This is a genomic window from Streptomyces xiamenensis, from assembly GCF_000993785.3.
Lineage (GTDB): Bacteria > Actinomycetota > Actinomycetes > Streptomycetales > Streptomycetaceae > Streptomyces > Streptomyces xiamenensis.
Genome location: NZ_CP009922.3, coordinates 4,805,233 through 4,829,898 on the forward strand (window position 1 = coordinate 4,805,233; position 24,666 = coordinate 4,829,898).

A 24,666-nucleotide genomic window follows, 5' to 3' on the forward strand; every position below is an offset into this window, starting at 1 on the left:
GGGTGTCGTGCGCCCGGTGAGTTGTCTTTCACCATCCCTGTGCCCCTGTGAAGAAGACCAGGGGCCGCTTCCGGGCCGATTCCATGAGGAGTACGTGTGTCGTCGCTCGATGCCGCCACGAAGCAGAAGATCATCGCGGATTTCGCCACCAAGGAGGGTGACACCGGTTCCCCCGAGGTCCAGGTGGCGCTGCTGTCCCGCCGTATCTCGGACCTGACCGAGCACCTGAAGACCCACAAGCACGACCACCACTCCCGCCGCGGCCTGCTGCTGCTGGTCGGCCAGCGCCGCCGGCTGCTCCAGTACCTGGCCAAGAAGGACATCCAGCGCTTCCGCAGCCTGGTGGAGCGTCTCGGCATCCGCCGCGGCGCGGCGGGCGCCCGCTAAGACGTCGGAGAGGGAGCGGCCACCGCTGGCGGGGCCGCTCCCTTCGCCGTATCCGGCCCGGCAGGCACCCCGGCGGGCGACCGCCCGACGCGGAAACCGGGCCCCCGGACCGATGCCTTTGTAGGCTGGTCCCACCACTGCACAACGACAGAGCATGAGGCGGAGCGCCTTCTCATCCGTCGCCGGTCCTCGGTAGTGGCCCCCGGGCGACTTCCCGGGAGCTTCGATCGATGGCCGGCCCGTACGGAGGTGCTCCACCGATTGACGTCCCGCCCGGTCACACCCGGCGGGGCGAGAAACAGGAGACATCCCAGGTGGAGAACGAAACCCACTACGCCGAGGCCGTCATCGACAACGGCGCCTTCGGCACCCGCACCATCCGCTTCGAGACCGGCCGCCTCGCGCGGCAGGCCGCCGGTTCCGCCGTGGCCTACCTGGACGACGACACCATGGTGCTGTCGGCCACCACCGCCTCGAAGAAGCCGAAGGACCAGCTGGACTTCTTCCCGCTGACCGTCGACGTCGAGGAGCGGATGTACGCCGCCGGGAAGATCCCCGGCTCCTTCTTCCGGCGCGAGGGCCGCCCCTCCGAGGACGCCATCCTCACCTGCCGGCTGATCGACCGCCCGCTGCGCCCCTCCTTCAAGAAGGGCCTGCGCAACGAGATCCAGGTCGTCGAGACGATCATGGCGCTCAACCCCGACCACCTGTACGACGTGGTCGCCATCAACGCCGCCTCCTGCTCCACGCAGCTGGCCGGCCTGCCCTTCTCCGGCCCCATCGGCGGTACCCGGGTCGCGCTGATCCAGGGCCAGTGGGTGGCCTTCCCCACCCACAGCGAGCTGGAGAACGCCGTCTTCGACATGGTCGTCGCCGGCCGCGTGCTTCCCGACGGTGACGTCGCGATCATGATGGTCGAGGCCGAGGCCACCGAGAAGACCATCGAGCTGGTCAAGGGCGGTGCCGCCGCGCCGACCGAGGAGGTCGTCGCCGCCGGTCTCGAGGCCGCCAAGCCCTTCATCAAGGTGCTGTGCCGCGCCCAGTCCGACCTCGCCGCCAAGGCCGCCAAGCCCACCGGCGAGTTCCCGGTCTTCCTGGACTACGAGGACGACGTCTTCGAGGCGCTGTCCGCCGCTGTCCGCGACGAGCTGGCCCAGGCGCTGACCATCGCCGGCAAGCAGGAGCGCGAGGGCGAGCTCGACCGCGTCAAGGTCGTGGCCGCCGAGAAGCTGCTGCCCCAGTTCGAGGGCCGCGAGAAGGAGATCTCCGCCGCGTACCGCTCGCTCACCAAGCAGCTGGTCCGTGAGCGCGTCATCAAGGACAAGGTCCGCATCGACGGCCGCGGTGTCACCGACATCCGTACGCTGGCCGCCGAGGTCGAGGCCATCCCGCGGGTACACGGTTCGGCCCTCTTCGAGCGCGGCGAGACCCAGATCCTGGGCGTCACCACGCTCAACATGCTCCGCATGGAGCAGCAGCTGGACACCCTCTCCCCGGTGACCCGCAAGCGCTACATGCACAACTACAACTTCCCGCCCTACTCCACCGGTGAGACCGGCCGGGTCGGCTCCCCCAAGCGCCGCGAGATCGGCCACGGCGCGCTCGCCGAGCGCGCGCTGGTGCCGGTGCTGCCCACCCGCGAGGAGTTCCCCTACGCCATCCGGCAGGTCTCCGAGGCGCTGGGCTCCAACGGCTCGACCTCCATGGGGTCGGTCTGCGCCTCCACCATGTCGCTGCTGAACGCCGGTGTGCCGCTCAAGGCCCCCGTCGCCGGTATCGCCATGGGCCTGATCTCCCAGGAGATCGAGGGCGAGACCCACTACGTCACCCTCACCGACATCCTCGGTGCGGAGGACGCCTACGGCGACATGGACTTCAAGGTCGCCGGCACCAAGCAGTTCGTGACCGCCCTCCAGCTGGACACCAAGCTGGACGGCATCCCGGCCTCGGTTCTGGCCGCCGCGCTCAAGCAGGCCCGCGACGCCCGCCTCCACATCCTCGATGTGATGGGCGAGGCCATCGACGTGCCCGACGAGATGTCCCCGAACGCCCCGCGGATCATCACCGTGAAGATCCCCGTGGACAAGATCGGTGAGGTCATCGGCCCCAAGGGCAAGATGATCAACCAGATCCAGGAGGACACCGGCGCCGACATCACAATCGAGGACGACGGCACCATCTACATCGGTGCCGCCGACGGCCCGGCCGCCGAGGCCGCCCGCGCCACGATCAACGGCATCGCCAACCCGACGATGCCCGAGGTCGGCGAGCGGTACCTGGGCACCGTGGTGAAGACCACCACCTTCGGTGCCTTCGTCTCCCTGCTCCCCGGCAAGGACGGACTGCTGCACATCTCGCAGATCCGCAAGCTCGCCGGTGGCAAGCGCGTGGAGAACGTCGAGGACGTTCTGGGCGTGGGCCAGAAGGTCCAGGTCGAGATCGCCGAGATCGACCAGCGCGGCAAGCTCTCGCTGATCCCCGTCATGGAGGACGAGGCCGCCGAGGACACCGCCGAGAAGGACGCTGCCGACAAGTGACGCGTACCCCTGGTACCAGGACGGCCCGCCCCACCGCACCGGTGGGGCGGGCCGTGCCCCGTCCGCACGCCGTGACCGTCCCGCGGCCCTCGGCCGGGGGCGCCCCCACCGGGGGCGGCGGCACCGTCCGCAAGACCGTGCTCCCCGGCGGCCTGCGCGTCGTCACCGAGACCGTGCCCTCCGTGCGCTCGGTCTCCTTCGGCATCTGGGCCGCGGTCGGCTCCCGGGACGAGACCCCGGCGCTGGCCGGCGCCACCCACTACCTCGAACACGTGCTGTTCAAGGGCACCGAGCGGCGCAGCGCGCTGGAGATCTCCTCTGTCGTCGAGGCGGTCGGCGGTGAGATGAACGCCTTCACCACGAAGGAGTTCACCTGCTACTACGCCCGGGTGCTGGACAGTGATCTGCCGCTGGCCGTCGACGTCGTGTGCGACATGCTCACCTCCTCGGTCATCGACCCGGCAGAGGTGGAGGCCGAGCGGAACGTCATCCTCGAAGAGATCGCCATGACGGACGACGATCCGGGCGACGGGGTCCATGACCTCTTCGCCCAGACCCTGTTGGGCGACACCCCGCTGGGCCGCCCGGTGCTGGGCACCGAGGAGACCGTCGGGGCCCTCACCCGGGACCAGATCGCGCGCTTCTACCGGCGGCACTACGACCCCACCCGGCTGGTCGTCACCGCGGCCGGCAACCTCGACCACGACACCGTCGTGGAGCAGGTGCGGGCCGCCTTCGAACGGGCCGGCGCGCTGGGAGCGGCGGACGCGAGCCCGCTGGACCCGCGCGGCGGCGCACGGCTGATCCGTACGGCGGGTGCCGTCGACGTCCAGGAGCGGGCGACCGAGCAGGCACACCTGATCCTGGGCATGCCGGGCGTCTCCCGGCACGACGAGCGGCGCTGGGCGCTGGCCGTCCTGTCCACGGCGCTGGGCGGCGGCATGTCCTCGCGGCTGTTCCAGGAGGTACGGGAGCGCCGCGGGCTGGCCTACAGCGTGTACGCGCACACCTCCGGATACGCCGACTGCGGCCTGTTCGGGGTGTACGCCGGCTGCCGCCCCGAGCGGCTGGGCGATGTGCTGGCGATCTCCCGCGAGACGCTGGCGGACATCGCCGAGCACGGACTGGGCGAGGAGGAGACCCGGCGGGCGATCGGTCAGCTGGCCGGCTCCACGGTGCTGGGCCTGGAGGACACCGGCGCCCTGATGCACCGGCTCGGCAAGAGCGAGGTGTGCTGGGGCGAGCAGCTGTCGGTGACCGGTCTGCTGGAGCGGTACCGGGCGGTGACCCCGGACGAGGTGCGGGAGGTGGCGGCCCAGGTGCTCGGCCACAAGCCCTCGCTGTCCATCATCGGTCCGCTGAAGGACAAGCACACCGCCAAGCTGCACGAGGCCATGGCCTGAGCACGAGAAGCGGACGAGAGCGGAAGAGCGGAAGAGAACGAATGAGCAAGCTGCGCGTCGCCGTCCTGGGAGCCCGCGGGCGGATGGGCTCCGAGGCGGTACGGGCCGTCGGGGCCGCCGATGACCTGGAGCTGGTCGCGGAACTCGGCCGGGGGGACCGGCTGGAGACGCTGACCGAGACGGGGGCCCAGGTCGCCATCGACCTGACCCACCCCGACGCGGTGATGGACAACCTGGAGTTCTGCGTCCGGCACGGCATCCACGGCGTGGTCGGCACCACCGGGTTCACCGGGGAACGGCTGGACCTGCTGCGTACCTGGCTGGCCGGATCCCCCGGCACCGGGGTGCTGATCGCGCCGAATTTCGGCATCGGCGCCGTGCTCACCATGCACTTCGCCCAGCAGGCCGCCCGTTTCTTCGAATCAGTGGAGGTCGTCGAGCTGCATCACCCGCACAAGGCCGACGCCCCCAGCGGCACGGCCGTGCGCACCGCTCAGCTGATCGCCCGCGCCCGTGCGGACGCGAAGCTGCCGGCCCAGCCCGACGCCACGAGCACCGCGCTGGAGGGCGCCCGCGGCGCCGACGTGGACGGGGTGCCGGTGCACGCGGTCCGGCTGCGCGGCCTGGTGGCTCACCAGGAAGTGCTGTTCGGCGACGAGGGGGAGATCTTCACCCTGCGCCACGACTCCATGAACCGTGGCTCGTTCATGCCCGGGGTGCTGCTGGGCGTGCGCCGCGTCACGGGCACGCCGGGCCTGACCCTGGGCCTGGAGCACTTCATGGATCTGGACGGCTAGCGATGGCGGGAAAGATCGGCTACACGCTGGTGTCGGTGCTGCTCGTCGGCTATTTCGTGCTGGCCGGGCACCGCGGGGTGGTGCTGATCGGGCAGGGCACCTGGGTGACGGTCCCGTTCGGGATCGCCGTGCTGGTGATGCCGCTGATCGGTGCCTGGTTCCTGTGGCGTACCACCCGCTTCGCGCGGGACGCCGGGAAGCTGGCCAAGGAGTTGGAGGCCGAGGGCGGGCTGCCGGTGGACGATCTGCCGCGTACCCCCAGCGGCCGGATCGAGCAGGCGGCGGCCGACGCCGCGTTCGCGGAGCGGCAGGCGGAGGCGGAGGCGAATCCCCGCGATTGGCGGTGCTGGTTCCGCCTGGCCCTGGCGTACCACGACGCCCGGGACACCCCGCGCGCCCGCAAGGCCATGGAGCACGCGATCGCGCTGCGGGCGGGCCGGGCCTGAGACGGGAAGGACCGCGGCCCGGTACGGCGGTGTGCCGTACCGGGCCGCGGTCCGTGTGCCGGGCGGAGTTCAGTGGCGGTGCTCGGCGGCCCAGGCCTCCAGGACGTCGGCGGCGCGCTCGAAGGCCTTCCGCCGGCTGAGGAAGTCCGCGCTGTGGTCGGTGAGCAGCGGCCGCAGGGGCTCACCGCGGCGCGGCTCGATGTGGATGGACTGGCCCTGTACGGTGCGCGGCAGTCCGAGCCAGCGCACCGGCTGCTGGACGGTGGAGACCCGTTCGATCTCCCGCCAGCGCAGCGTCCGGGTGCTCAGCAGACCCACCCGGCGCAGTCCGCGCGGGCTGACCCAGATGCCCATGCGCAGGACGCGCAGGGCGAAGGCTATGGAGACGGCCGCGATGACCAGGGTGGCCCCGGCCGCGCCGACGGTGCCGGCGATGGCGATGATCAGCGCGGAGATCAGCAGGTACGCCGAGAGCAGCAGGGCCAGTGCGGAGACCGCCACCCGCTGCGGGCCGAGCCGGTAGGGGCGGCGCCACTGATCGGCTCCGGCGTGGGGGAGGGATGCGTCCGACGTGGTGGAGTCGAAGTCACGGTCGGCCGCGAGAAAGGGCAGGGGCAAGGCTCGTCCTCGTTCGTGTCACGTTCGCCGCTGGCAGTGCACGGGTGAGGTTATCGCGCTCAGGAACCCTCGGCCGCCTCCGGTGTCACGGCGGTGGTCCCGTGCTCCACGTCGAGGGCGGGCCGGGCCAGCAGTACGGCCCCGACCAGGGCGGACAGCAGGGCGAGGCCCAGGAGCGCGCGGGTGACGAGGACGCCGATCGTCAGCTGTCGCATACCCTCTCCTTCCCCCAAATGGCCCCAAATCAAAAATATCAGACGAACAGTCCGACTCAGCCCGTCGGTCCTGATCTGTCCGGCCACCGACGGGACTGTCGGCGGCGGCCCGTAGGGTGGGCCCCGCTACTCGCAGTACGTTCCTGAAAGGGCCCGCCGGTGACCGATACACCCAGTTTCCGCAGTGATGTGACCGTCGAACTGGTCAAGCACAGCGCCTCCGACACCGATGTGCTGTGGGCGGCCCGTGTCTCCACCGTGGGGGAGCAGTCACTCGAAGAGGTCAGCAAGGACCCTGAGCGGTCCAAGGGGCTGATCAACTATCTGATGCGGGACCGGCACGGCAGCCCGTTCGAGCACAACTCCATGACCTTCTTCGTCAGCGCGCCGATCTTCGTCTTCCGCGAGTTCCATCGACACCGGGTCGGCTGGTCCTACAACGAGGAGAGCGGAAGGTACCGGGAGCTGGAGCCGGTGTTCTACATCCCGGGTGAGGACCGCAAGCTGGTGCAGCGCGGCCGGCCGGGCAAGTACGAGTTCGTCGACGGCACCCCCGAGCAGCACGCGGCGCTCGGCAAGACCATGGAGGACTCCTACCGGCAGTCCTACGCGGCCTACCGGGAACTGCTGGCCGACGGGGTCGCCCGCGAGGTGGCCAGGGCCACGCTGCCGGTCGGGCTGTTCTCCACGATGTACGCCACCTGCAACGCCCGCTCACTCATGCACTTCCTCGGGCTGCGCACCCAGCACGAACAGGCCACGGTGCCCTCCTTCCCACAGCGTGAGATCGAGATGGTCGCGGAGAAGATGGAGACGGAGTGGGCGCGGCTGATGCCACTGACGTACGCGGCCTTCAACGCCAATGGCCGAGTGGCCCCGTAGCCCCGGCCCCCGGGATGCCCGGGTGCCCGAAAAGCTGAGCGAAGTGTCCGTATTGCGACATTTCGAGAAGTTCATTTAGGGTGATTGAACGGACCCCGGCGCTGTCTGAACCCCCGAGCAGGCAGCGCCGGGATCCACATGTAGGGCATCCCGGTGGATCGCGGGACGCCGAGCTGCGAGTAGCGTGGTTCCCATGGCTCCGACCTCCACACCCCTCACGCCCTTCGGACGGGTGCTGACCGCGATGGTCACGCCGTTCACCCCGGACGGCTCGCTGGATCTCGACGGCGCGCAGCGACTCGCCGCCCACCTGGTGGACGCCGGCAATGACGGCCTGATCGTCAATGGCACCACCGGCGAATCCCCGACCACCTCCGACGCGGAGAAAGCCCAGCTCGTGCGCGCCGTGGTCGAGGCGGTCGGAGACCGTGCCCACGTGGTGGCCGGAGCGGGCACCAACGACACCCGGCACAGCCTGGCGCTGGCCCGCGCCGCCCAGGAGGCCGGGGCGCACGGCATCCTCGCCGTCACCCCGTACTACAACAAGCCCCCGCAGGAGGGCCTGGTCCAGCACTTCACCGCCATCGCGGACGCCACCGAGCTGCCGGTGATGCTCTACGACATCCCCGGGCGCAGTGGGGTGCCGATCAACACCGAGACGATGGTGCGGCTGGCCGAGCACCCGCGTATCGTGGCCAACAAGGACGCCAAGGGCGACCTGGGGCGGGCGAGCTGGGCCATCGCCACCACGGGTCTCGCCTGGTACTCGGGCGACGACATGCTGAACCTGCCGCTGCTGTCGGTGGGCGCCGTCGGCTTCGTCTCCGTGGTGGGCCATGTGGTCACCCCCGAGCTGCGCTCCCTGGTGAACGCCTACACCGGCGGCGACGTCGCCAAGGCCACGGAGATCCACCAGAAGCTGCTCCCCGTCTTCACCGGCATGTTCCGCACCCAGGGTGTGATCACCTCCAAGGCGGCCCTCGGCTTCCAGGGTCTGCCCGGCGGCCCGCTGCGGCTCCCGATGGTCGGGCTCACCGATGAGGAAACCGAACAGCTCAAGCGGGATCTGGCCGCCGGCGGGGTACAGATCTGAGAACCCAGACTTCGCAAGACCAGCAACACCAGCACAACGAGCGGCACCGATCAGGTCCGCCCGGCACGGCGATACCCCCGGAGTGGGTTCGACTCGTCGAAACACTCCGACATATCAACAGATCAACATACGAAATCCCACACGCGTGCCCGCCGCCTCCACGGGGCCGCCCGGCGCGCGTGGTCAGGAGAGTCTCTTGAGTCATCCCCATCCAGAACTCGGCCGGCCGCCGAAACTCCCGGAGGGCGGCCTGCGGGTCACCCCGCTCGGCGGCCTCGGCGAGATCGGCCGCAACATGACGGTCTTCGAGTACGGCGGCCGGCTGCTGATCGTCGACTGCGGAGTGCTCTTCCCCGAGGAGGAGCAGCCCGGCATCGACCTGATCCTGCCGGACTTCACGTCCCTGCGGAACCGTCTCGACGACATCGAGGGCATCGTCCTCACTCACGGCCACGAGGACCACATCGGTGGCGTGCCGTACCTGCTCCGTGAGAAGCCGGACATCCCGCTGATCGGCTCCAAGCTGACCCTCGCCCTGATCGAGGCCAAGCTCCAGGAGCACCGCATCCGCCCCTACACCCTGGAGGTGGCGGAGGGCACCAGCGAGCGGATCGGCCCCTTCGACTGCGAATTCGTGGCGGTCAACCACTCGATCCCGGACGCGCTCGCGGTCGCCATCCGTACCCCGGCCGGCATGGTCGTGCACACCGGCGACTTCAAGATGGACCAGCTGCCGCTGGACGGCCGCCTCACCGACCTGCGGGCCTTCGCCCGGCTCGGCGAGGAGGGCATCGACCTGCTGCTGTCGGACTCCACCAACGCCGAGGTCCCCGGCTTCGTCTCCCCCGAGCGGGAGATCTCCGGGGTGCTGCGCCAGGTCTTCGCACGGGCCGACAAGCGGATCATCGTGGCGAGCTTCGCCAGTCATGTGCACCGCATCCAGCAGATCGTGGACGCCGCCCAGGAACACGGCCGCAAGATCGCCTTCGTGGGCCGTTCCATGGTCCGCAACATGGGCATCGCGCGGGACCTGGGCTATCTGCGGGTCCCGCCGGGCCTGGTGGTGGATGTGCGGGCGCTGGACGATCTCCCGGACCGGGACGTCGTGCTGGTGTGCACCGGCTCCCAGGGCGAGCCCATGGCAGCCCTGTCCCGGATGGCCAACCGCGACCACCAGATCCGCATCGTCGAGGGCGACACGGTCATCCTGGCCTCCTCCCTGATCCCCGGGAACGAGAACGCGGTCTACCGGGTGATCAACGGACTGACCCGCTGGGGCGCCAACGTCGTCCACAAGGGCAACGCCAAGGTCCATGTGTCCGGGCACGCCTCGGCCGGCGAGCTGTTGTACTTCTACAACATCTGCAAGCCGCGGAACCTGATGCCGGTGCACGGCGAATGGCGCCATCTGCGCGCCAACGCCGAACTCGGCGCGCTCACCGGGGTACCGGCCGACCGGATCGTGATCGCCGAGGACGGCGTGGTCGTCGACCTGGTCAAGGGCAAGGCGAAGATCGTCGGCAAGGTCCAGGCCGGCTATGTGTACGTGGACGGCCTGTCGGTCGGCGGCGTCACCGAGTCCAGCCTGAAGGACCGGCGGATCCTGGGGGACGAGGGCTTCATCTCCGTGTTCGTGGTGGTCGACAGCAGCACGGGCAAGATCGTCAGCGGCCCGAGCATCCATGCGCGGGGCTCGGGCATCGACGACGCGGCCTTCGCCGAGGTCATCCCGAAGATCGACGAGGTGCTCGCCAAGTCCGCCCAGGACGGCGTGGTCGAGGCTCACCAGTTGCAGCAGCTGGTGCGCCGCACGGTGGGCAAGTGGGTCTCCGACGTGTACCGCCGGCGCCCGATGATCATGCCGGTCGTGGTCGAGGTCTGAGGCGGACGGGTCCGCGAGGACCCCGTCATCTGCCTGCGGGGCGCCAGGATTTGCATCCGGGCGCCCCGCTCCAGTACGTTTACGTCATCGCCGCAACGGGAACGCCGGACAGTCCAACTGGCCGGGGAAACCGGGACGTCGGAGAGCAGACTCAAGTGCCGGGAAAGGCACGGAAGTTACCTCTGATAAGGTGAGAAACACGAAGGGAAAGCCCGGAGGGGCCCGAGAGGGAACCAAAGGAAGCATCCGTTCCTTGAGAACTCAACAGCGTGCCAAATAGTCAATGCCAGATGATTTACTGAGTCTGCATCTCGACCTCGTCTGAGGTGCAGCATTTAAGCGAGGATTTTCCTTGCTCTTACATGAAGCATTCATGGAGAGTTTGATCCTGGCTCAGGACGAACGCTGGCGGCGTGCTTAACACATGCAAGTCGAACGATGAACCGGTTTCGGCCGGGGATTAGTGGCGAACGGGTGAGTAACACGTGGGCAATCTGCCCTGCACTCTGGGATAAGCCCGGGAAACTGGGTCTAATACCGGATACGACACATGAGCGCATGCTCGTGTGTGGAAAGTTCCGGCGGTGCAGGATGAGCCCGCGGCCTATCAGTTTGTTGGTGGGGTAGTGGCCTACCAAGACGACGACGGGTAGCCGGCCTGAGAGGGTGACCGGCCACACTGGGACTGAGACACGGCCCAGACTCCTACGGGAGGCAGCAGTGGGGAATATTGCACAATGGGCGAAAGCCTGATGCAGCGACGCCGCGTGAGGGATGACGGCCTTCGGGTTGTAAACCTCTTTCAGCAGGGAAGAAGCGAAAGTGACGGTACCTGCAGAAGAAGCACCGGCTAACTACGTGCCAGCAGCCGCGGTAATACGTAGGGTGCAAGCGTTGTCCGGAATTATTGGGCGTAAAGAGCTCGTAGGCGGCCTGTCGCGTCGATTGTGAAAGCCCAGGGCTTAACCCTGGGTCTGCAGTCGATACGGGCAGGCTAGAGTTCGGTAGGGGAGATCGGAATTCCTGGTGTAGCGGTGAAATGCGCAGATATCAGGAGGAACACCGGTGGCGAAGGCGGATCTCTGGGCCGATACTGACGCTGAGGAGCGAAAGCGTGGGGAGCGAACAGGATTAGATACCCTGGTAGTCCACGCCGTAAACGGTGGGCACTAGGTGTGGGCAACATTCCACGTTGTCCGTGCCGCAGCTAACGCATTAAGTGCCCCGCCTGGGGAGTACGGCCGCAAGGCTAAAACTCAAAGGAATTGACGGGGGCCCGCACAAGCGGCGGAGCATGTGGCTTAATTCGACGCAACGCGAAGAACCTTACCAAGGCTTGACATACACCGGAAACGGCCAGAGATGGTCGCCCCCTTGTGGTCGGTGTACAGGTGGTGCATGGCTGTCGTCAGCTCGTGTCGTGAGATGTTGGGTTAAGTCCCGCAACGAGCGCAACCCTTATCCTGTGTTGCCAGCGGATCCCTTCGGGGGTGCCGGGGACTCACGGGAGACTGCCGGGGTCAACTCGGAGGAAGGTGGGGACGACGTCAAGTCATCATGCCCCTTATGTCTTGGGCTGCACACGTGCTACAATGGCCGGTACAATGAGCTGCGATACCGCGAGGTGGAGCGAATCTCAAAAAGCCGGTCTCAGTTCGGATTGGGGTCTGCAACTCGACCCCATGAAGTCGGAGTCGCTAGTAATCGCAGATCAGCATTGCTGCGGTGAATACGTTCCCGGGCCTTGTACACACCGCCCGTCACGTCATGAAAGTCGGTAACACCCGAAGCCGGTGGCCTAACCCCTTGTGGGAGGGAGCTGTCGAAGGTGGGACTGGCGATTGGGACGAAGTCGTAACAAGGTAGCCGTACCGGAAGGTGCGGCTGGATCACCTCCTTTCTAAGGAGCTTCTAGGCTGCCTTTTGGTAGTCCAGAGCCACTACGCCGGCGAGTGTCCGGCGGTGGTTTGCTCATGGGTGGAACATTGACGCTTTATTTGTGCACGCTGTTGGGTGTCTGAAGGTACGGCTGTGAAAGGTCGAATCTTCGGTTGTTGTTTGAGAATTGCACAGTGGACGCGAGCATCTGTGGCCAAGTTTTTAAGGGCGCACGGTGGATGCCTTGGTACCAGGAACCGATGAAGGACGTGGGAGGCCGCGATAGTCCCCGGGGAGTTGTCAACCTAGCTGTGATCCGGGGGTTTCCGAATGGGGAAACCCGGCAGTCGTTATGGGCTGTCACCCACTGCTGAATGTATAGGCGGTGTGGAGGGAACGCGGGGAAGTGAAACATCTCAGTACCCGCAGGAAGAGAAAACAACCGTGATTCCGGGAGTAGTGGTGAGCGAAACCGGAGGAGGCTAAACCGTATGTGTGTGATACCCGGCAGGGGTTGCGCATGCGGGGTTGTGGGAGCTTTTTTGATCGTTCTGCCGGACGGTCGGTGAGTAAGAAACTGTGTGGATAGGCGAAGGGCATGCGAAAGGCCCGGCGTAGAGGGTAAGACCCCCGTAGCTGAAATCTGCATGGCTCACTTAAAGGTTTCCCAAGTAGCATGGGGCCCGAGAAATCCTGTGTGAATCTGGCGGGACCACCCGTTAAGCCTAAATATTCCCTGGTGACCGATAGTGGATAGTACCGTGAGGGAATGGTGAAAAGTACCGCGGGAGCGGAGTGAAATAGTTCCTGAAACCGTGTGCCTACAAGCCGTGGGAGCGTCGTGCACAGAGCTTGCTCTGTGTGCCGTGACTGCGTGCCTTTTGAAGAATGAGCCTGCGAGTTTGCGGTGTGTTGCGAGGTTAACCCGTGTGGGGTAGCCGTAGCGAAAGCGAGTCCGAACAGGGCGACTCAGTAGCATGCCCTAGACCCGAAGCGGAGTGATCTAGCCATGGGCAGGGTGAAGCGAGGGTAAGACCTCGTGGAGGCCCGAACCCACCAGAGTTGAAAATCTGGGGGATGACCTGTGGTTAGGGGTGAAAGGCCAATCAAACTCCGTGATAGCTGGTTCTCCCCGAAATGCATTTAGGTGCAGCGTCGTGTGTTTCTTGCCGGAGGTAGAGCACTGGATAGGTGATGGGCCTTACCGGGTTACTGACCTTAGCCAAACTCCGAATGCCGGTAAGTGAGAGCGCGGCAGTGAGACTGTGGGGGATAAGCTCCATGGTCGAGAGGGAAACAGCCCAGAGCATCGACTAAGGCCCCTAAGCGTGTGCTAAGTGGGAAAGGATGTGGAGTCGCAGAGACAACCAGGAGGTTGGCTTAGAAGCAGCCACCCTTGAAAGAGTGCGTAATAGCTCACTGGTCGAGTGATTCTGCGCCGACAATGTAGCGGGGCTCAAGTACACCGCCGAAGTCGTGTCACTGCAACAATACTTCTAACGAAGGTTGTGGTGGGTAGGGGAGCGTCGTGTGCCGGGTGAAGCAGCCGTGGAAACGAGTTGTGGACGGTATGCGAGTGAGAATGCAGGCATGAGTAGCGATACAAGAGTGGGAAACTCTTGCGCCGATTGACTAAGGGTTCCTGGGTCAAGTTGATCTGCCCAGGGTAAGTCGGGGCCTAAGGCGAGGCCGACAGGCGTAGTCGATGGATAACCGGTTGATATTCCGGTACCCGTTGTGGAGCGCCAACGCTGAATCAGGCGATGCTAAGCCCGCGAAGCCGCCATCTGTCCCTTCGGGGGTGGGTGGAGTGGTGGAGTCGGTGGTCCAGACCTGTAGTAGGTGAGTGATGGGGTGACGCAGGAAGGTAGTCCAGCCCGGGCGGTGGTTGTCCCGGGGTAAGGGTGTGGCCCGTGGAGCAGGTAAATCCGTTCCACACGAGGGTGAGACCTGATGCCGAGCCGATTGTGGTGAAGTGGATGATCCTATGCTGTCGAGAAAAGCCTCTAGCGAGTTTCACAATGGCCCGTACCCTAAACCGACTCAGGTGGTCAGGTAGAGTATACCGAGGCGTTCGGGTGAACTATGGTTAAGGAACTCGGCAAAATGCCCCCGTAACTTCGGGAGAAGGGGGGCCATTTCTGGTGATGAGACTTGCTCTCTGAGCTGGGGGTGGCCGCAGAGACCAGCGAGAAGCGACTGTTTACTAAAAACACAGGTCCGTGCGAAGCTGTAAGGCGATGTATACGGACTGACGCCTGCCCGGTGCTGGAACGTTAAGGGGACCGGTTAGTCACATTTCGGTGTGGCGAAGCTGAGAACTTAAGCGCCAGTAAACGGCGGTGGTAACTATAACCATCCTAAGGTAGCGAAATTCCTTGTCGGGTAAGTTCCGACCTGCACGAATGGCGTAACGACTTCTTGACTGTCTCAACCATAGGCCCGGTGAAATTGCACTACGAGTAAAGATGCTCGTTTCGCGCAGCAGGACGGAAAGACCCCGGGACCTTTACTATAGCTTGATATTGGTGTTCGGTTCGGTTTGTGTAGGATAGGTGGGAGACTGTGAAGCCTGGACGCTAGTTCAGGTGGAGTCGTTGTTGAAATACCACTCTGATCGTGCTGGATGTCTAACCTGGGTCCGTGATCCGGATCGGGGACAGTGTCTGGTGGGTAGTTTAACTGGGGCGGTTGCCTCCTAAAGAGTAACGGAGGCGCCCAAAGGTTCCCTCAGCCTGGTTGGTCATCAGGTGGTGAGTGTAAGTGCACAAGGGAGCTTGACTGTGAGACTGGCAGGTCGAGCAGGTGCGAAAGCAGGGACTAGTGATCCGGCGGTGGTTTGTGGAAGCGCCGTCGCTCAACGGATAAAAGGTACCCCGGGGATAACAGGCTGATCTTCCCCAAGAGTCCGTATCGACGGGATGGTTTGGCACCTCGATGTCGGCTCGTCGCATCCTGGGGCTGGAGTTGGTCCCAAGGGTTGGGCTGTTCGCCCATTAAAGCGGTACGCGAGCTGGGTTTAGAACGTCGTGAGACAGTTCGGTCCCTATCCGCTGTGCGCGTTGGAGTCTTGAGAAGGGCTGTCCCTAGTACGAGAGGACCGGGACGGACGAACCTCTGGTGTGCCAGTTGTTCTGCCAAGGGCATGGCTGGTTGGCTACGTTCGGAAAGGATAACCGCTGAAAGCATCTAAGCGGGAAGCCTGCTTCGAGATGAGGACTCCCACCCACTTGATGGGGTAAGGCTCCCTGTAGACGACAGGGTTGATAGGCCAGATATGGAAGCCTCGTGAGAGGTGGAGTTGACTGGTACTAATAGGCCGAGGGCTTGTCCTCAGATGCTCGCGTCCACTGTGATTTTTTTTCGAATGACGACCATTTAGAGTTTCGGTGGTCATGGCGAAAGGGAAACGCCCGGTTACATTCCGAACCCGGAAGCTAAGCCTTTCAGCGCCGATGGTACTGCATGGGGGACCGTGTGGGAGAGTAGGTCGCCGCCGAACAATGCCCCAATAGCTCAGTCGGCAGAGCGTCTCCATGGTAAGGAGAAGGTCAACGGTTCGATTCCGTTTTGGGGCTCCGAAGCAAGACAATAGGAAAGGCTCCCGCCTGATGGTGGGGGCCTTTTTGCATTGCCCTGTGTGGACGCACGCTGCCCGGCTCCGGGGCGGGCCGGCCGGGCGGACACACGCCGCCCGGCCGCTTTGTCTCACTCCGGGATGCGCAGGGTCAGAATCGCCATGTCGTCGGACGGGGCGTCGGAGGCGAAGCGTTCCACGGCGCGCAGCACGCGGGCCGCGACGGCGCCGGCGGTCAGCCCCGTACAGTTGCTCAGCACCTCGGCCAGGCCGTCGTCGCCCAACATGCGAGTGCCCTCACGGCGTTCGGTGACGCCGTCCGTCACACACAGCAGGACGTCGCCCGGGTTGAGCGTGGTGTGCTGCTCGTACAGCTCCAGGTCCTCCATCACACCGAGCAGCGGCTGCGGGTCCGCGGCGGCCTCCACCCGGCCGTCCGGGGTCAGACGCAGCGGCAGCGGGTGGCCGGCGCACACCATCTTCAGCAGCGCGCCGCCGCCGGGCTGCGGCCACAGCTCGCCGTACAGCAGCGTCAGGAAACGCGAGCGGGAACCTTCGTCCAGAATGGCGGCGTTGAGCCGCTCCAGGACCGCCGGGCCGCCCAGGCCCTCACGGGCCAGCAGCCGCAGCGCGTGCCGGGCGAGACCGGTGACCGCCGCGGCCAGCGGGCCCGTGCCGCACACGTCTCCTATGGCGAAGCCGTAGGCGCCCTCGCGGATCGGGAAGACGTCGTAGAAGTCGCCGCCGACCTCGTTGCCCTCGCCCGCCGCGCGGTAGATGACCTCCACGTCGACGCCGTCGATCTCCGGCAGCTCCGGCGGCAGCAGACTGCGCTGCAGGGACTGGCTGGTGGCCGTGCGCTCGCTGTAGAGGCGGGCGTTGTCCAGAGCCAGGGCGGCCCGCCGGGAGAGGTCCTCGGCGAGCTCCAGAATGTCCTGGCGGAAGCGTTCGTCGGCCGGCTGGCCCAGCGCCAGCAGCCCGATGACCCGGTTGCGGGCGATCAGCGGCAGCAGCACCGTCTCGCCGCCCACCGCGGAGGCCGTCGCCAGGCTGGGCCCCGGGGTACGGGGCGCGGGCAGCCGGCCCATGGCCAGACTGCGCAGCGAACTGCGCAGCGCGGTGTTGTGGGCGGCGTCGGCCGGGGCGGTCCAGGCACGGACGCCGAGCCGGATGTCGGGGTCCGGGGGATCGACGCGGGCCAGCAGGTCCTTGATGCCGTCGATGCGGTCCTCGTCCTCGTGCAGCACATAGGACAGCACGGGCTCGGAGCCCGCCTCCGGGATCGTGTAGACGCCGCACCAGGTGGCCAGGGTGGGCACGATCATCTGTGCCATCAGGGCCAGCGTCTGATCGCGGTCCAGGGTGCCGGCCAGCAGCTCGGACGCCTCCACCAGGAAGGACAGCGAATTGCGGCGCAGCCGCTCCAGCTCCGTCAGGCGGGCGGATTCGACGGCCAGCGCGATGCGGTCGGCGGCGAACTGGAGGCGCAGCGCCTCCTCGTTGGAGAACCGGCCCGGGGTCTCGGAGGCGACGCCCAGGGAGCCGGTGAGCCGGCCCTCGACCTTGAGGGGCACGGTGACCACGGCGTGCATGCCGGTGCCGGACAGCAGGGGCACCGCGCCGGGGGAGGCCGACAGGTCCTCGTGGACGGACGGCATCCGGGCCGAGCCGTACCGTCCGCTGCCGGCCTCCACCGGGACGCGGGCGAACCGCTGGCGGGCGGAGGGCAGCCCGGTGGAGGCGCGTACCTCCAGCTCGGTCTCGTCGTCCGTGGCCAGCAGCAGGAAGGCCGCGTCGCCGTCCAGGAGGTCGCGTGCGCGCTCCACGGTGCGCTGGAGGAGGCCGTCCAGGTCATCGGGCGGGGGAGAGCCGATGAGGGCGTCCAGCGGGTCGCTCTGCGGCCGCTCGTTGCCCTCGGGGCCCGCGGTGGTCCGTGCGGAGCCGCGGGTGGGGGTCTGCAGGATGGCGCGCTCGCGGTCGTGCACGATCAGGCAGACCGTGGAGGGCTCGCCGCGGGCGTCGCGGACCCGCAGGTGGCAGGCGTAGACCGGGACCGTACGGCCCTCGGAGTCGCGCAGCCCGTAGCTGCCCTCCCAGCGGGACAGGGACAGCGCCTCGGCGATGCCGGTGCCGGTGCCGGGCGTCTGCGGCCAGGCGGCGAGGTCGGCCAGCGGCTTGCCGATGACCTGCTCGGGCGGGTAGCCGAAAAGGGCCTGGGCGTCGGCGTTCCAGGAGGTGACGGCGTCGGCGCGGTCGACCTGGATGACGGCGACCTTGACCCGGTTCTCGGCCAGCGGCAGCGCCTCGCTGGGCAGCGGGGGCCCGGCGGAGCGGGTGCCGGCCGGGAAGGTCTGCTGTTCGAGGCGGAACCACACGCATTTGTCGGCGGTGGTGTAGTCGACGCCCCAGCGGGAGGCGAGGGCCGCGCAGAGCATGAGCCCGCGGCCGCCCTCGCTGTTCAGGTCCCGGCCCCGGCTGACGTCGCCGATCGGGAGTTCGCGTTCGGGGTGCCGGTCGATGATCTCGAAGCGGACGCCGGTGTCGTCGCGCAGGCAGCGGACCTCGGCGGCGGTCCCCGCGTGGATGACGGCGTTGGTGACCAGCTCGCTGGTCAGCACGACCGCGTCCTCGATCAGCTCCGCCAGTCCCCAGCCCTGGAGTGTGTCCCGGACGAAGCCGCGTGCCGTGGCGACGGAGCGCCCAACCGGCTCGAAGGTGGCAGCGGCTCGCGCGGTGATCACGTCACTCCCCCAAAAAGGTCTCTCGTCGCTTCCGGACGCCTCATCGACGGCCGGAAGCCAGATTACTGACGTTGACCGCCCGCGCGGGCGTCGGATCCGGTGATTTCCCCCCGACCGGGATACCGGGGTGTGCGATGCTGCCGAACTGTTATCGCCCGGTTCTTCGAGAGTGAAACACTGGGAAGGCTCGTTGAGGTAAGCCCGGGCGAAATGGTCCAACCGCAGGAGGGACACAGTGGTGTCTGAGGGAGCAGTGGCGCGCACCGGAACACGTGGGCGCGGCGGGAAGTCTCGGGGAAGCGGCACGGTCGAAGTGGACGCCGTGGCGCTGGGCCGGCTGCTCTCTGCGCTGGAGTCGATGCGGGACGGGAACTTCCGGCGGCGGCTGACCGTGGCCGGCGAGGGGCCGATGGCCGAGCTCGCCGCCGTCTACAACGAGGTCGCGGACCGTAATCTGCATCTCACCGGGCAGTTGTCGCGGGTGCGCCGGGTCGTGGGCCGTGAGGGAAAACTCACGGAACGGATGGAGAGCGGGGTCAGCGACGGCGCCTGGGCCAAGGCGATCGACGACGCCAACGAGCTGGTGGACGATCTCGCGCGGCCGATGGCCGAGGTGGGGCGTGTGCTGTCGGCGGTCGCCGTCGGTGACCTGGACCAGCGCATGGAGCTGCGGGCCCCGGGCGGCAACGGCTCGGCGCGTCCGCTGCGCGGCGAGTTCCTGAAGGTGGGGCGCACCGTCAACGCCCTGGTGGATCAGCTGTCGGAGTTCACCGACGAGGTGACCCGGGTGGCCAGCCAGGTGGGCACCGAGGGCAAGCTGGGCGGTCAGGCGCATGTGCCGGGGGTCGCGGGCACCTGGAAGGACCTGACGGACTCGGTCAACCAGATGGTGCTGCGGCTGACCGCGCAGGTGCGGGACATCTCCACGGTGACCAAGGCGGTGGCGGACGGTGATCTGTCGCAGAAGGTCACCGTCCATGTGGAAGGGGAGATGCAGGAGCTGAAGAACACCGTGAACTCCATGGTGGATCAGCTCTCCTCCTTCCAGTCCGAGGTGACGCGGGTGGCCCGCGAGGTGGGCACCGAGGGCCAGCTCGGCGGCCAGGCGCGGGTGGAGGGCGTGGCCGGTGTCTGGAAGGACCTGACCGACAACGTCAACACGATGGCCACCAACCTCACGGCCCAGGTGCGGGACATCGCCCGGGTGACGACGGCGGTGGCCAACGGTGATCTGTCGCAGACGATCCGGGTCAGCGCGCGGGGCGAGGTGGCGCAGCTGGCGCGCACCGTCACGGAGATGAACGGCACGCTGCGCAACTTCGCGGACGAGGTGACGCGGGCGGCCTCGGAGATCGGTACGGAGGGCCGCCTCGACGCGCAGGCCCGGGTGCATGGGGTGGCCGGTACGTGGAAGGAGCTGACCGACACGGTCAACGACGCCTTCCGGAATCTGACGGCGCAGGTGCGTGACATCGCCGAGGTGACGACCTCGGTGGCCAACGGTGACCTGTCGAAGAAGGTGACCGTGGATGTCTCCGGCGAGATGCTGGAGCTGAAGACCACGGTGAACACGATGGTGGACCAGCTGTCGTCGTTCCAGTCCGAGGTGACCCGGGTGGCCCGGGAGATCGGCCACGAGGGCGCGCTGGGCGGCCAGGCGTCCGTGCTGGGTGTGGCCGGGGAGTGGCGGGACCTGACCGACTCGGTCAACACGGCGTTCCGCAACCTCACCGCGCAGGTGCGGGACATCTCCACGGTGACCAAGGCGGTGGCGGACGGTGATCTGTCGCAGAAGGTCACGGTCGATGTCTCGGGCGAGATGGCCGAGCTGAAGAACACCGTGAACACCATGGTGGACCAGCTGTCCTCGTTCGCCGAGCAGGTCACGCGGGTGGCCACCGAGGTGGGCATCGAGGGCCGGCTGGGCGGTCAGGCGCGGGTGGACGGCGTCTCGGGCACCTGGCGGCAGCTGACGGACTCCGTCAACGACATGGCGACGAATCTGACCGATCAGGTGCGGGGCATCGCGCAGGTCACGATGGCGGTGGCCGGGGGCGATCTGTCGCGGAAGATCACCGTGGACGCCCGCGGCGAGATCCTCGAGCTGAAGAACAGCATGAACACGATGGTGGATCAGCTGTCGATGTTCGCCGCCCAGGTGACCAGGGTGGCCCGTGAGGTGGGTACGGAGGGCCGCCTGGGCGGTCAGGCGATGGTCGCCGGGGTCGGCGGCGTGTGGCGGGATCTGACCGACTCGGTCAATGACATGGCCACCAACCTGACCAGCCAGGTGCGGGGCATCTCGGAGGTCGCCACGGCGGTGGCCCGGGGCGATCTGTCGCGGAAGATCACCGTCGACGCGCAGGGCGAGATCCTTGAGCTCAAGGACACCCTGAACCAGATGGTGGACCAGCTCTCGTCCTTCGCCGACCAGGTGACACGCGTCGCCCAGGAAGTGGGTACGGAGGGCCGTCTGGGCGGGCAGGCCCGGGTGGACGGGGTCTCCGGCACCTGGAAGGACCTCACCCGGTCCGTCAACAGCATGGCCAACAACCTGACCGATCAGGTGCGGGGCATCGCCGAGGTGATGAAGGCGGTCGCGGACGGCGATCTGACCAAGAAGATCACGGTGGACGCCCGGGGCGAGATCCTGGAGCTGGTCACCACGGTCAACACGATGGTCGACCAGCTGTCCTCCTTCGCCGACCAGGTGAGCGGCGTGGCCCGCGAGGTGGGTACGGAGGGGCAGCTCGGCGGTCAGGCGCGGGTGCGCGGAGTGTCGGGCACCTGGAAGGACCTCACCGACAACGTCAACGTGATGGCCAGCAACCTGACCATGCAGGTGCGCGGCATCTCCGACGTGGCCACGGCGGTGGCCAACGGTGATCTGTCGAAGAAGGTGACGATCGAGGCCAGCGGCGAGGTGGCGCAGCTCGCCGACACCGTCAACAAGATGGTGACGACGCTGTCGTCGTTCGCCGACGAGGTCACGCGCGTGGCGCGCGAGGTGGGCACCGAGGGGCAGCTGGGCGGCCAGGCCAGCGTGCCGGGGGTGTCGGGGACCTGGCGGGACCTGACCGAGTCGGTGAACCAGATGGCCACCAATCTGACGCTCCAGGTGCGCAACATCGCGGATGTGACCACCGCGATCGCGCGCGGCGATCTGACGAAGAAGATCGACATCAATGCCCAGGGCGAGATCCTGGAGCTGAAGAGCACGATCAACACGATGGTCGATCAGCTGTCGATGTTCGCGGATCAGGTGATCCGGGTGGCCCGTGAGGTGGGCACGGACGGACAGCTGGGCGGTCAGGCGGTGGTGCGTGATGTGGCCGGGTCCTGGAAGGACCTGACGGACTCCGTCAACGAGATGGCGGGGAACCTGACCCAGCAGGTGCGCACGATCGCCCGGGTGGCGACGGCGGTGACCCGCGGGGATCACACGGTGCGGATCGAGACCGACGCGGAGGGCGAGATCCTCGCGCTCCAGGAGAGCGTCAACACGATGATCACCAACCTGCGGGACACCACCAAGGCGAACGACGAGCAGAACTGGCTCAAGAGCAATCTGGCCAGGATCTCGGCGCTGATGCAGGGCCGTCGCGATCTGAAGGACGTGGCGGGGCTGATCATGAGCGAGCTGGCGCCGGCGGTCTCCGCGCAGCACGGCGCGTTCTTCCTGTCGATGCCCGCCGACGCGGAGTCGCCGGTGGTGGCGGGGCCCGATGACGGGGACGGGTTCGAGCTGCGGCTGATCGGCTCGTACGGCTACGCGGCGGGGGCGCATCCGACCTCGTTCCGGCCGGGTGACTCGCTCATCGGCACGGCCGCGGCCGAGCGCCGGACGATCATGTTCGGGCCGACGCCCGAGGGCTATCTGGCGATCTCCTCCGGTCTGGGGCAGGCCCCGCCGGCGCAGGTGATCGTGCTGCCGGTGGTGTTCGAGGACCGGGTGCTCGGTGTGCTGGAGCTGGCGACGTTCGGTGAGTTCACCGTCATCGAACGGGACTTCCTCAACCAGATGGCGGAGATGATCGCCGGCAGCGTCAACACGATCAGCGTCAACACGCGGACCAAGATGCTGCTGGACCAGACGCAGGAGACCGCGGACAAGCTGCGGGTGACCCGCAACGAGCTGGAGGAGCAGCAGCGGGCCCTCAAGAACTCCAACGAGGAGCTCGTCCTCAAGGCGGATCAGCTGGCGCGCACCAACCGCGACATCGAGGTGAAGAACTCGGAGATCGAGGACGCCCGGCAGGTCCTGGAGGAGCGGGCCGAGCAGCTGGCGCTGTCGATGAAGTACAAGTCGGAGTTCCTGGCGAACATGTCGCACGAGCTGCGCACGCCGCTGAACTCGCTGCTCATCCTGGCGAAGCTGCTGGCGGACAACGCCGAGGGCAATCTCTCGCGCAAGCAGGTGGAGTTCGCCGAGACGATCCACGGGGCGGGTTCGGACCTGCTGCAGCTGATCAACGACATCCTGGACCTGTCGAAGGTCGAGGCGGGCAAGATGGACGTCTCGCCTGCCAGGATCGCGCTGGTGCAGCTGGTGGACTACGTGGAGGCGTCCTTCCGGCCGCTGACGGCGGAGAAGAACCTGGAGCTGTCGGTGCGGGTCTCGCCCGAGCTGCCGGCCACACTGCACACCGATGAGCAGCGGCTGCTGCAGGTGCTGCGGAACCTGCTGTCGAACGCGGTGAAGTTCACCGACACGGGTTCGGTGGAGCTGGTGATCCGGGCGGCCGGCACCGAGGCGCCGTACGAGATCCGGGAGCAGATGCTGGCGAACGGGTCGATCGAGAACGCGGACGCGCCGCTGGTGGCGTTCTCGGTCTCGGACACCGGGATCGGGATCGCGGCGAGCAAGATGCGGGTGATCTTCGAGGCGTTCAAACAGGCGGACGGCACGACCAGCCGCAAGTACGGGGGTACGGGTCTGGGTCTGTCGATCAGCCGGGAGATCGCGCGGCTGCTGGGCGGTGAGATCCACGCGGCGAGCGAGCCGGGGCGCGGATCGACGTTCACGCTGTTCCTGCCGCTGCACCCCACCGAGCTGCCGCCGCCCGGATACCGGCAGCTGACGGAGGGCGCCGCCCCGGTGCTGGACAGCGCGCAGACCCGCGAGGCGATCGCGCGCAAGGCGGCCGAGCGCCGGGCCCTGGAGGCGGCGCGCCTGCCCGAGCCGGACGCCGGGGCGTCCGGTGCCGTACGGAACGGGGAGGGCCCCGTTCCGGAGGCCGGCTCCGTGCCCGCCGCGCCGCCGGCGCTGCCGCGGGCGCGGGAGAGCGAGGACCACGCGCAGAACGGGTCCGGGAACCGTACGGCGGCGTCCTCCGCGGCCGAGCGGGCCGCGGCCACCATGACACGGCGCTTCCGGGAGCCGGAGGTGCCGTCCGGCGGTGGGGAGCGCGAGGCTGAGCGGGGCCGTGAGGCGGTGCGCAGGCGGCGGGAGTTCCACGACTTCCGGGGCCGCAAGGTGCTGATCGTCGACGACGACGTGCGCAATGTGTTCGCGCTGACCAGCGTGCTGGAGCAGCACGGACTCTCAGTGCTCTACGCGGAGAACGGGCGGGAGGGCATCGAGGTCCTGGAGTCCAACGAGGACGTGGTGCTCGTGCTGATGGACATCATGATGCCGGAGATGGACGGGTACGCGACGACGGCGGCGATCCGCCGGATGCCGCAGTTCGCCGGGCTGCCGATCATCGCGCTCACCGCGAAGGCGATGCAGGGCGACCGCGAGAAGAGCATCGAGTCGGGCGCCTCGGACTATGTGACCAAGCCGGTGGACACCGATCATCTGGTGGCCGTGATGGAGGAGTGGATCGAGAGGAAGTGACCTTTCCCACGGCCGGTGTTGACGGAACCATCCAGGGGTTGCGGGCGTTGACGGTGTGCGGTTCACTCTGTTCGCCGCTCCCGTGCGCACATGGTATGGTGACGCAGCGCAATGCGCTGATCACCGGGCGCCGTGCGCGGTCGGTTGCTGAACGGCGGGCAGGGTAATCGCCCGTGGAGCGGGGAGCTGGCCGAAAGTGATTTCGGCTTCCCGTGACGAAGCGGGGCCCACCGTAGGCCGCCACCCCCTGGGCTGGTGACCGGGATCGCTGGCGGTCCCGCGCGCGTGGGTGCCAACATGTCCGGCACAGGAGTGGGCGGCGTGCACAACAGCCGTCCTGGACAGCGGCGCGCCACGGCGACGCCGCAAGG

At 67.2% G+C, this 24,666-nt stretch carries 12 protein-coding genes, 1 tRNA gene and 3 rRNA genes; 13 read left to right on the top strand and 3 right to left on the bottom strand.

All coding sequences use genetic code 11. From position 1 onward, the window contains the following. The first annotated feature begins 96 nt into the window (after positions 1-96). The 5 genes from rpsO (at position 97) to SXIM_RS22260 (ending at position 5,570) form a co-directional block, all read left to right on the top strand. On the top strand, positions 97-387 hold the full coding sequence (gene rpsO, locus SXIM_RS22240; RefSeq protein ID WP_030738110.1) for a 30S ribosomal protein S15: 291 nt from the start codon (positions 97-99) through the stop codon (positions 385-387). A gap of 314 nt (positions 388-701) precedes the next feature. Next, positions 702-2,924: a polyribonucleotide nucleotidyltransferase gene (locus tag SXIM_RS22245; RefSeq protein WP_030738108.1), complete on the top strand. Its 2,223-nt coding sequence runs from the start codon at positions 702-704 to the stop codon at positions 2,922-2,924. Continuing rightward, a complete protein-coding gene (locus tag SXIM_RS22250) occupies positions 2,921-4,327 on the top strand; it encodes a M16 family metallopeptidase (protein WP_046724969.1) in 1,407 nt (468 codons plus the stop codon). Before SXIM_RS22245 ends, SXIM_RS22250 begins: the two co-directional genes overlap by 4 nt. A gap of 41 nt (positions 4,328-4,368) precedes the next feature. Then, on the top strand, positions 4,369-5,124 hold the full coding sequence (dapB, locus tag SXIM_RS22255) for a 4-hydroxy-tetrahydrodipicolinate reductase (RefSeq protein ID WP_030738104.1): 756 nt from the start codon (positions 4,369-4,371) through the stop codon (positions 5,122-5,124). Between the two features lie 2 nt (positions 5,125-5,126). After that, positions 5,127-5,570 carry a tetratricopeptide repeat protein gene (locus SXIM_RS22260; protein ID WP_030738102.1) on the top strand — a complete coding sequence of 148 codons (444 nt, stop codon included), beginning with the start codon at positions 5,127-5,129 and terminating at the stop codon, positions 5,568-5,570. A gap of 69 nt (positions 5,571-5,639) precedes the next feature. Here SXIM_RS22260 and SXIM_RS22265 read toward each other — a convergent pair whose 3' ends face one another. Together SXIM_RS22265 and SXIM_RS27565 are read right to left on the bottom strand one after the other, a co-directional pair. Then, a complete protein-coding gene (locus SXIM_RS22265; protein WP_030738099.1) occupies positions 5,640-6,188 on the bottom strand; it encodes a membrane protein in 549 nt (182 codons plus the stop codon). A 59-nt stretch (positions 6,189-6,247) separates the two neighbouring features. Further along, a complete protein-coding gene (locus SXIM_RS27565; protein ID WP_158708085.1) occupies positions 6,248-6,403 on the bottom strand; it encodes a hypothetical protein in 156 nt (51 codons plus the stop codon). Positions 6,404-6,562: 159 nt separating this feature from the next. Between SXIM_RS27565 and thyX the strand changes: the two genes are divergently transcribed. The 7 genes from thyX to SXIM_RS22300 all read left to right on the top strand — a co-directional run bounded on the left by thyX (position 6,563) and on the right by SXIM_RS22300 (position 15,716). Then, positions 6,563-7,285: an FAD-dependent thymidylate synthase gene (gene thyX, locus SXIM_RS22270; RefSeq protein ID WP_030738097.1), complete on the top strand. Its 723-nt coding sequence runs from the start codon at positions 6,563-6,565 to the stop codon at positions 7,283-7,285. A gap of 193 nt (positions 7,286-7,478) precedes the next feature. Beyond that, positions 7,479-8,378, top strand: a complete 900-nt coding sequence (gene dapA, locus SXIM_RS22275; protein ID WP_046724970.1) for a 4-hydroxy-tetrahydrodipicolinate synthase — start codon at positions 7,479-7,481, stop codon at positions 8,376-8,378. Positions 8,379-8,574: 196 nt separating this feature from the next. After that, complete coding sequence (locus SXIM_RS22280) at positions 8,575-10,260, top strand: ribonuclease J (protein ID WP_046724971.1); 1,686 nt, start codon at positions 8,575-8,577, stop codon at positions 10,258-10,260. A gap of 370 nt (positions 10,261-10,630) precedes the next feature. Continuing rightward, positions 10,631-12,160: ribosomal RNA gene (locus SXIM_RS22285) — 16S ribosomal RNA — on the top strand. A 190-nt stretch (positions 12,161-12,350) separates the two neighbouring features. Further along, a 23S ribosomal RNA gene (locus tag SXIM_RS22290) occupies positions 12,351-15,473 on the top strand. 50 nt (positions 15,474-15,523) lie between these two features. Continuing rightward, a 5S ribosomal RNA gene (gene rrf, locus SXIM_RS22295) occupies positions 15,524-15,640 on the top strand. The 16S, 23S and 5S rRNA genes sit together here with 1 tRNA gene alongside, the layout of an rRNA operon. 3 nt (positions 15,641-15,643) lie before the next feature. Then, a tRNA-Thr gene (locus tag SXIM_RS22300) sits at positions 15,644-15,716 on the top strand. 130 nt (positions 15,717-15,846) lie between these two features. On the opposite strand, the gene SXIM_RS22305 is transcribed toward SXIM_RS22300, so the two are convergent. Beyond that, the gene (locus SXIM_RS22305) at positions 15,847-18,456 is read right to left on the bottom strand and encodes a SpoIIE family protein phosphatase (protein ID WP_046724972.1); all 2,610 of its coding nucleotides are present in this window, start codon (positions 18,454-18,456) and stop codon (positions 15,847-15,849) included. 238 nt (positions 18,457-18,694) lie between these two features. On the opposite strand from SXIM_RS22305, the gene SXIM_RS22310 reads away from it, so the two are divergent. After that, entirely contained in the window at positions 18,695-24,295 is a 5,601-nt protein-coding gene (locus SXIM_RS22310) for a HAMP domain-containing protein (RefSeq protein ID WP_107073952.1), read from the top strand. The last annotated feature ends 371 nt before the right edge of the window (positions 24,296-24,666 follow it).

Bases quoted from the DNA above. Each gene is read 5' to 3' on its own strand.
- dapA (WP_046724970.1), top strand. From the start codon at position 7,479: ATGGCTCCGACCTCCACACCCCTCACGCCCTTCGGACGGGTGCTGACC.
- dapB (WP_030738104.1), top strand. From the start codon at position 4,369: ATGAGCAAGCTGCGCGTCGCCGTCCTGGGAGCCCGCGGGCGGATGGGC.
- SXIM_RS22260 (WP_030738102.1), top strand. From the start codon at position 5,127: ATGGCGGGAAAGATCGGCTACACGCTGGTGTCGGTGCTGCTCGTCGGC.
- SXIM_RS27565 (WP_158708085.1), bottom strand. From the start codon at position 6,403: ATGCGACAGCTGACGATCGGCGTCCTCGTCACCCGCGCGCTCCTGGGC.